Source organism: Streptomyces graminilatus (genome assembly GCF_001418565.1).
GTDB classification, from domain to species: Bacteria; Actinomycetota; Actinomycetes; order Streptomycetales; family Streptomycetaceae; genus Streptomyces; species Streptomyces graminilatus.
The window spans coordinates 1-7,804 of sequence record NZ_LIQQ01000329.1 but is presented as its reverse complement, the minus strand read 5'-3'; the positions used below and the strand labels follow the sequence as shown (position 1 = coordinate 7,804).

Here is a 7,804-nt window from a genome sequence, read left to right as displayed (position 1 = left end):
GACAGCTCGGACGAGAGCAAGAAGGACTGGAGCAAGGACGACAGCTCCGACCAGGGCAAGAAGGACTGGAGCAAGGACGACAGCTCCGACCAGGGCAAGAAGGACTGGAGCAAGGACGACAGCACCGAGGCGAGCACGGAAGACAGCTCGGACGAGAGCAAGAAGGGCGACTGGAGCAAGGAGGACAGCGAGGAGGGCGCCAAGGGCGGCTGGGGCTCCAAGCACGAGAAGCCCAGCGGTGGCATGCACACCGGTGGCGGCGCGCTCGCGGCTCCGAGTGTCACGGCCGGCGGGCTGGCGGCCCTGGCGGTCGTCGGCGCCGGTGCGTTCGCGATGCGTCGCAGGAACGCGGCCGACACAGCGTCCTGACGATGCCTGACATAGCAGCCGGGGCCGTCGCGTGCGCACATCCGCCTGTGCGCACTGCGGCGGCCCGGCCCGTTCCGTCCCTCCACATGCAGTGCCCGTGTTCCAGTGAGGTGGTTCCCGATGGCAACCTCGTTGCCCTCCCTTGAGTCCGCACCGCCGCCGCGCAGGCGGCGCTTTGTCGTACGTCTGCTCGCGTGGACCGTCGTACTCCTGATCCCGGCGGTCGTTCTCCTCTCCGGGAACGACGCGTCGACGAACGACGACCGCGCGCCGCGCGCCGCCGTGGCTCACGCCCCGTCCTCGTCGGCCACGCCCAGGTCCGCGGCCGTGCGGCCGGTCGGCAAGCATCTGCCGCGGGCCCGCCCGACACGGCTGCTCATCCCGGCCATCGGCGTCAGCGCCCCCTTCGTCGGCCTCTCCATCGGTGAGTCGGGCCATCTCCAGCCCCCGCCCGCCGACGACACCAACCTGGTCGGTTGGCAGGCGGACGGTGTGTCCCCGGGAGAGACGGGGACCGCGATCATCGCCGGGCACGTCGACACGGCGACCAGCGCCGCCGTCTTCGCGGGGCTCAGCGAGCTGAAGAAGGGGGACCGGTTCTCCGTCAACCGGTCCGACAGGCGTACGGCCGTCTTCGTGGTCGACGACATCGAGACGTTCGCCAAGGACGACTTCCCCGACCAGCGCGTGTACGCCGACACCCCGCAGGCCCAGGTCCGGCTGATCACCTGTGCCGGTGACTACGACCACTCGGTGAAGGACTACACCGACAACCTAGTCGTCTTCGCCCACCTCGTCTGACCCGTCGGCGCCGGGTGGGGGCCCACCTGGGGGATCAGCGGTGGCGAGCCGAAACGCCCGCTCCTAGCTTCGGCATATGACCACTCGACAGATCACCCTCATCGCATGCACCGCGGCCGTGGTGGCGTCGGCGCTCGGCGCCGCCGCCCCGGCGGACCACCGCACCGCGCCCCGTACGCTCCGCATCCACCGGGTACAGCCCGGCGAATCGATCCAGCAGGCGGTGGACGCCGCCCGTCCGGGGGACACGATCGTCCTCTCCCCCGGCACCTACCACGAGAGCGTCCGCATCACGGTGCCGGACCTGACCCTGCGCGGCTCCGTCGCCGGGCCCGCCGTCATCGTCCCGGACCCGGCCGCCGCCGGGAACGCCTGCGCCACCGCCGGCAACGGCATCTGTGTGACCGGCACCCAGAGCAGTCCCGTCAAGGACGTCACCCTGCGCTCGCTGACGATCCGGGGCTTCACCAAGAACGGCCTGTGGGCGTCGTGGACCGACCGGCTGAAGGTCCAGAACGTGACCTCGGAGAAGAACGGGCAGTGGGGCATCGCCCAGGAGAGGTCCGTGCGGGCCGTGTTCTCCCACAACACGGCCGAGGACAACGGCGACGCCGGACTCTTCGTCGCCAACACCGTCGACCGGGAGGACGGCGCCCAGGACTCCAAGGGCGTCGTCATCGACCACAACCGGCTGGTCGGCAACCGCGTCGGCGTCACCGTGCGGCGGCTGCGGAACCTGACCGTCGAGCACAACGAGGCGACCGGCAACTGCGTCGGGATGTTCGTCGTCGGCGACGAGGGCACACCGCGCGCCGGGGCCATGACCCTCAAGCGGAACCTCGTCAACGCCAACAACAAGCTGTGCCCGAAGACGCCCCGGCTGCCCTATCTCCAGGGCTCGGGCATCGTCCTCACCGGCACCGAGACGACGCTGGTGACGAAGAACAGGGTCGAGGACAACGTGGGCGACTCCCCGTTGTCGGGCGGCATCGTGCTGTTCAAGAGCTTCGTGGGCGCCTCCAACGAAAACAACGAGATCCGCGACAACGTCGTACTGCGCAACGGCACGGCGGACCTCGCCGACCGGGACCCCGGCAAGAAGAACACCTTCAGCGGCAACACCTGCGGGGTCTCCGAACCCGCGGGGATGTGCTGACCGACGGCCCGCTCCACACCCCCCAGACGGCCCAACCACAGAGGCGAGGAAACACATGACGACCGTTGACCCGGCTCCGCCCGTCTCCGCCGCTCCCCCCACTCCCCCGGCTCCCATGCGGCTGCGGGAACTCGTGTTCGGGGCGGCCTGCGCCGCCGCCGTACGCGCCGCCGCCCGGCTGGGCGTAGCGGACGCCCTGGACGACACGCCCACGACCGTGGAGGACCTCGCGGCGGCGGTGAAGACCCAGCCCCACACCCTCAGGCGGCTGCTGCGCGCACTGTCCTGCCAGGGCGTCTTCGAGGAGCGCCCCGACGGAACCTTCGCCCACACGCAGATGTCCCGGCTGCTGCGCGAGGACGACCCGAACAGCCTCCGCTACATCGCGCTGTGGTGCACCGAGCCCTGGACGTGGAACGTCTGGCCGCAGTTGGACGAGGCGGTGCGCTCCGGCCACAACGTCTTCGAGGACATGTACGACCGGGAGTTCTTCTCCTACCTCAACGAGGAGGCCCCCGAGTCCGCGTACGTCTTCAACCGGGCCATGACGACGTCCAGCGAGCAGTCCGCGCGGGAAGTCGCCAACCTGCTGGACCTGACCGGGGTGTCCTCGGTCGCGGACATCGGCGGCGGCCAGGGGCAGGTCGTGGCCAGCCTGCTGGAGAAGCACCCCAAGATGCACGGCACGCTGCTCGACCTGCCCGGAGTGGTGGGCAACGCCGATCCCCGGCTGCGCGAAGGCGGTTCACTGGCCGCCCGGGTGACCGTCGTGGCCGGGGACTGCCGGGAGGACATCCCCGTAACCGCGGATGTGTACATCATCAAGAACATCCTGGAGTGGGACGACGACAGCACCCGCAGGGCGCTGGCCAACGTCCGGAAGGCGGCGCGGCCAGGCGCGCGCGTCATCGTGATCGAGAACCTCGTGGACGACACCCCGTCGATGAAGTTCACCACGGCCATGGACCTGCTGCTGCTCCTCAATGTCGGCGGTGCGAAGCACACCCGGCAGAGCATGGTCGACCGGCTGACGGACGCGGGCCTGGTCATCGGTGAGATCCGCCCCGTCAACGCGTATCTGCACGCCTTCGAGTGCACCGTCCCCGCCTGACCGCACCACAGCCGAAACCCCCGAGGCCGGTACCGCGAACTCGCGGTACCGGCCTCGGGGTTTGGTCGCTCAGACGCTGTTGCGCTCCCACTGGTAGAAGCAGTGCGCCATGGCGTCCTTGGGGCTGCGCCAGGTCTGCGGGTCGTACGCGGAGACGTACGCCGAGAGCTTGTCGCTGACGCTGCGGAACTCGGGGTGGCCGGCCACCTTCGCGATGGCGGGCGCCGGGTCCTGGTCGGCCTCGATGAAGTGCAGGTACACGTCGCCGTACTGGAAGAGGCTGCGGCGGGTGACACCGACGAGGTGCGGGAGTTCGCCGCTGTCGGAGGCGGCGAACAGGTCGGCGATCGCCGGCGCCGAGCCGGGGGCCATACGGGCGACGATCAGGGCGTGGTGCATCGGGTGTCCTTCCTGGGCTGGGCCGGTGACTAGCTGGGCAGGGGGGCGTTCTGGCGGTCGCGGGCGACCTGCTCGATCCGGTCCCGGATGAGCCCCATCTGCGTGCGGGTGTTGCGGTTGATGTTGTCCGTCATCCAGTCGTCGTCGACCGGCGCCTCGGGCTTCATCGCGAAGTCCTGCGTCCAGCGCATCTCGGTGCCGCCGCCCGGCAGCTCCTTGTACTCCCACAGGATGTTCATGTGGGCGAAGGGGCCCGTCTCGACCCGGCGGGCGCGGACGGTGCGGGTGGCCCGGTTGACGGTCCGTTCGGAGACCCAGCTCCAGACGGTGCCGTTGTCGTCCGGGTACATGGTCAGCCGGAAGGCCGTCGTGTCGCCCTCGCGGGAGAGCACTTCGAGGGACGAGTACTCGGTGAAGAGCCGGGGCCAGTTCTCGATGTCGTTGGTGATGTCCCAGACGAGATCGATGGGCGCGTCGATGGTGATGCTGTTCTCGGTGTGTCCGGACACTTCAGGCTCCAGCCTTGAGGGTGCTGTTGACGAGGTCGAGGAACTCCTGGGGCGTCCTGCAGCGCTCCGAGTCCGGGGGCAGCGAGCGCCCGTACTGGTTCTCCAGTTCGCCGACGATGCCGAGCAGGCCGAGCGAGTCGAGGCCGAGGATCCCGAAGGGGGTGTCCGAGGCCCGCTCCAGCTCGCGGGGGTCGACGGTGACTCCGGCTCCCCTCTTCATGAGGGTGGCCAGTTCGTCGTAGGTCACTTGGGTGGTGAGCATGCGGGTGTCTCCTTCCCGCCCGTCGGTCAACGGGCGGAGTCGTCTGCGCGGCGCACGACCAGCGCCGCGTTGGAACCCATCAGTCCCCGGCTGAGGACCAGGGCCGTGCGCGGCTCGGCGGGGCGAGCGCGGGACATCACCAGGTCGAGGTCGTGGCAGATGTCGAACACGTTGGGGGTGGGCGGGATCAGGCGGTGCTCCATGGCGAGCACCGCGGCGGCGATGTCCAGCACGGGCGCCCCGCAGTAGGCGCGCCCGATGCCGGTCTTCGGCGCCGTGACGGGGACCTTGGCGCCGTACTCGCCGAGGGCGTCGGTGATGGCCAGCGCTTCCGCGCGGTCCGCCTCCGGCACACCGAGCGCGTCGGCGAACACGACGTCGATCTCCTCGGGGGCGCAGCCGGCCTCGTCGAGGGCGCCCCTGATCGCGTGGGCGAGCCCCTCCCGGGACCGGTCCCAGCGGGAGGCTCCGGTGAAGGTGGCTGCGTGGCCGGCGACGGTGGCCCGGACGGCCGCCCCCCGTTCCCGGGCGCGGTTCTCGTCCTCGACGACGAGCATCGCGCCGCCCTCGGCGGGCACGAACCCGCAGGCGCCCTTGGTGAAGGGCCGGTAGGCGCGGGCCGGGTCCTCGGCGGTGCTGAGTTCGGCGTAGCCGAGCTGGCACACCATCGAGTAGGGGGCGAGGGGTGCCTCCGCGCCGCCGACGACGACCGCGCCGGTGCCGCGCCGTACGGCACGGGCGGCGTGGGCGACGGCGTCCAGGCCGCCGGCCTCGTCGCTCGCGACGACCCCGCACGGTCCCTTGAAGCCGCCGCGGATGGAGATCTGGCCGGTGCTGGCGGCGTAGAACCAGGCGATGGACTGGTACGGGCCGACGTACCGGGAGCCCTGGCCCCACAGCTTCTGCAGTTCCCGCTGCCCGAACTCGCCGCCGCCGGAGCCGGCCGCGGTGATCACACCGATGTCGAACGGTTCCGGGGGCTCGCCCCGGGCGATTCCGGCGTCGTCGAGCGCGAGTTGGGCGGCGGCCATGGCGAAGTGGCTGAACGGGTCGGTCTGGACGAGGAAACGCTCCTCGATGAGGCTCGCGGCGTCGAAGCCCCGGACCTCTCCGGCCACCCGGAGCGGGAGGTGTCCGCAGCCGTCGCGGGTGATCCCGTCCAGGACGACGAGGCCCTCGCCGACGGCCTTCCAGTACGCGTCGGTCCGCAGACCGTTGGGCGCGATCACACCGATACCGGTGATGGCCGCGCGCGGGGTGCGCCGGTTGGGCTTGGTCTGCCGTTTGGTCATCGCGTCCTCCCGCCCGCCCCGGTCAGCAGTACGGCCGACTGGAAACCGCCGAATCCGCTGCCGACGGAGAGCACGTTCCTGAGCCTGCGTTCGCGCGCGGTACGCGGCACGTAGTCCAGGTCGCACTCGGGGTCGGGTGTCTCGTAGTTCGCCGTCGGCGGTACGACCTGGTGCTTGAGCGCCAGGACGCACGCGACGACCTCGATCGCGCCGATCGCGCCGAGGGAGTGGCCCACCATGGATTTGATGGAGCTCATGGGGGTGTCGTAGGCGTGGGCGCCCAGGGACCGCTTCACCGCGGCGGTCTCGTGCCGGTCGTTCTGTTTGGTGCCCGAGCCGTGGGCGTTGACGTAGTCGATCAGTGTGGGGTCGAGGCGGGCCTGGTCGAGCGTGGAGTCGATCGCCCGGGCCATCTCCAGTCCCTCGCTGGTCAGACCGGTCATGTGGTAGGCGTTGCCGTAGGTGGCGTAGCCGCCGATCTCGCAGTAGATGTGCGCGCCCCGGGCCCTGGCGTGTTCGTACTCCTCCAGGACGAGGACCGCCGCGCCCTCGCCCATGACGAAGCCGTTGCGGCGGGCGTCGAAGGGCTTGGAGGCGTGTTCGGGGTCGTCGTTGTTGTCCGACGTCGCCTTGATGGCGTCGAAGCAGGCCATCGTGATCGGCGATATCGGGGAGTCCGCCGCGCCGGCGATGCAGATGTCGGCGCGGCCCTCCTCGATGGTGTGGAAGGCGTAGCCGACCGCGTCGATCCCGGAGGTGCAGCCGGTGGAGACGGTCTGCACCGGGCCCTGGGCGCCGAACTGTTCGGCGACGACCGAGGCGAGGGTGCTGGGCGAGAAGGCCCGGTGCAGTTGCGGGTCGGCGCCCCGGTGGTCGACGTCCCACCGCTGTCCGCCCGCGCTGACCTTGACGTAGTCGTGTTCGAGGCGGGTGGTGCCGCCGACGGCGCTGCCCAGGGAGACAGCGACGCGCCAGGGGTCCTGGGTGACGGTGTCGAGTCCGGAGTCGCCGACGGCTTCGGCGGCGGCGACCATGGCGAACTGGATGTAGCGGTCGGCGTGCTGGAGCGGCTCCGGGTCCAGGCCGTGCGCGAACGGGTCGAAGTCGCATTCGGCGGCGATGCGCGAGCGCAGGCCCGCCGGATCGAACAGCGTGATGCCCCGGGTCGCGGTACGGCCGTCGGCGAGGAGGTTCCAGAACGCCGTCGTCCCGGTGCCGCCGGGAGCGACCACACCGATACCGGTGACAGCCACCCGCCGGGTCACCGTATGGCCCCGCTTCGCTCGGACGGCTGTCCGTTGTCCGGAGCGAGCCGTTCCGGCCCGCCGACGGCGAACTCCATGCCGGGTGCGGCGGTCTCGGTCACCTCGGTGTCGACGTGCCCGAGGCTGGGGCGGGGGGCAAGCGGGCCCAGGTGGAAGACCATGCGGGCCTCCACGTCACCGACGTTGCGGAAGCGGTGGCGCACGTCGATGGGGATCATCAGGCCCTGGTCGGGCCTGAGGGAGTGCGTCTCGCCGTCCAGGTCCACTTCGAGGCTGCCGGCGACGACGTACACGAACTCCTCGGAGTACGGGTGGTAGTGCTCGCCGATGCGCTCGCCGGGCTGGACGATCGCCAGGCCCATGAAGCCGCTGGTGGAACCGACCGTGGCGGGAGTGAGCACGGCCCGCAGATCGCCGCCGCGTCTGCGGTTGGGTTCCGTGTCGCTCAGGTCCACGATGCATGGGTGGTGCTTGTTCATGGTTGACACCTCCGGGTGGGGGCAGGGACGTCGTCCGGGCGGGGCGGGGTCGGCGCGGCCGGCGCCGTGGCGGTCCGTCAGGAACGCGTCGCGCTGCGGTCGGTGACGGGCATCATGTCGGCGTGCGACAGGAGGCGGTTGAGGTTGCGGTCCGTCTTCAG

At 70.7% G+C, this 7,804-nt stretch carries 10 protein-coding genes; 4 read left to right on the top strand and 6 right to left on the bottom strand.

Going from position 1 to position 7,804, the window contains the following annotated elements:
• From AOK08_RS26855 to AOK08_RS26840, 4 genes are all read left to right on the top strand, one after another.
• The coding region (locus tag AOK08_RS26855; protein WP_107101057.1) for a hypothetical protein at positions 1–369 on the top strand (369 nt) is incomplete at its 5' end.
• 120 nt (positions 370–489) lie between these two features.
• A complete protein-coding gene (locus tag AOK08_RS26850) occupies positions 490–1,170 on the top strand; it encodes a class F sortase (RefSeq protein ID WP_079054288.1) in 681 nt (226 codons plus the stop codon).
• Between the two features lie 76 nt (positions 1,171–1,246).
• The gene (locus AOK08_RS26845) at positions 1,247–2,326 is read left to right on the top strand and encodes a right-handed parallel beta-helix repeat-containing protein (protein ID WP_055530732.1); all 1,080 of its coding nucleotides are present in this window, start codon (positions 1,247–1,249) and stop codon (positions 2,324–2,326) included.
• A gap of 55 nt (positions 2,327–2,381) precedes the next feature.
• A complete protein-coding gene (locus tag AOK08_RS26840) occupies positions 2,382–3,437 on the top strand; it encodes a methyltransferase (protein ID WP_055530731.1) in 1,056 nt (351 codons plus the stop codon).
• 69 nt (positions 3,438–3,506) lie between these two features.
• On the opposite strand, the gene AOK08_RS26835 is transcribed toward AOK08_RS26840, so the two are convergent.
• The 6 genes from AOK08_RS26835 to AOK08_RS26810 are packed head-to-tail and all read right to left on the bottom strand — an operon-like array spanning position 3,507 to position 7,643.
• The gene (locus AOK08_RS26835) at positions 3,507–3,836 is read right to left on the bottom strand and encodes a TcmI family type II polyketide cyclase (protein ID WP_055530729.1); all 330 of its coding nucleotides are present in this window, start codon (positions 3,834–3,836) and stop codon (positions 3,507–3,509) included.
• A gap of 29 nt (positions 3,837–3,865) precedes the next feature.
• Positions 3,866–4,345, bottom strand: a complete 480-nt coding sequence (locus AOK08_RS26830) for an SRPBCC family protein (protein ID WP_055530727.1) — start codon at positions 4,343–4,345, stop codon at positions 3,866–3,868.
• A gap of 1 nt (position 4,346) precedes the next feature.
• A complete protein-coding gene (locus tag AOK08_RS26825) occupies positions 4,347–4,607 on the bottom strand; it encodes a phosphopantetheine-binding protein (protein WP_055530725.1) in 261 nt (86 codons plus the stop codon).
• A gap of 26 nt (positions 4,608–4,633) precedes the next feature.
• The gene (locus AOK08_RS26820) at positions 4,634–5,899 is read right to left on the bottom strand and encodes a ketosynthase chain-length factor (protein WP_055530723.1); all 1,266 of its coding nucleotides are present in this window, start codon (positions 5,897–5,899) and stop codon (positions 4,634–4,636) included.
• On the bottom strand, positions 5,896–7,164 hold the full coding sequence (locus tag AOK08_RS26815; protein ID WP_055530720.1) for a beta-ketoacyl-[acyl-carrier-protein] synthase family protein: 1,269 nt from the start codon (positions 7,162–7,164) through the stop codon (positions 5,896–5,898). The genes AOK08_RS26820 and AOK08_RS26815 overlap by 4 nt, the downstream gene beginning before the upstream one ends.
• Entirely contained in the window at positions 7,161–7,643 is a 483-nt protein-coding gene (locus tag AOK08_RS26810; RefSeq protein WP_055530718.1) for a cupin domain-containing protein, read from the bottom strand. The genes AOK08_RS26815 and AOK08_RS26810 overlap by 4 nt, the downstream gene beginning before the upstream one ends.
• Positions 7,644–7,804 lie beyond the last annotated feature (161 nt).

Excerpts from the sequence above, each read along its gene's own strand:
- AOK08_RS26850 (WP_079054288.1), top strand. The coding sequence starts at position 490 with ATGGCAACCTCGTTGCCCTCCCTTGAGTCCGCACCGCCGCCGCGCAGG.
- AOK08_RS26845 (WP_055530732.1), top strand. The coding sequence starts at position 1,247 with ATGACCACTCGACAGATCACCCTCATCGCATGCACCGCGGCCGTGGTG.
- AOK08_RS26840 (WP_055530731.1), top strand. The coding sequence starts at position 2,382 with ATGACGACCGTTGACCCGGCTCCGCCCGTCTCCGCCGCTCCCCCCACT.
- AOK08_RS26835 (WP_055530729.1), bottom strand. The coding sequence starts at position 3,836 with ATGCACCACGCCCTGATCGTCGCCCGTATGGCCCCCGGCTCGGCGCCG.
- AOK08_RS26825 (WP_055530725.1), bottom strand. The coding sequence starts at position 4,607 with ATGCTCACCACCCAAGTGACCTACGACGAACTGGCCACCCTCATGAAG.
- AOK08_RS26820 (WP_055530723.1), bottom strand. The coding sequence starts at position 5,899 with ATGACCAAACGGCAGACCAAGCCCAACCGGCGCACCCCGCGCGCGGCC.
- AOK08_RS26810 (WP_055530718.1), bottom strand. The coding sequence starts at position 7,643 with ATGAACAAGCACCACCCATGCATCGTGGACCTGAGCGACACGGAACCC.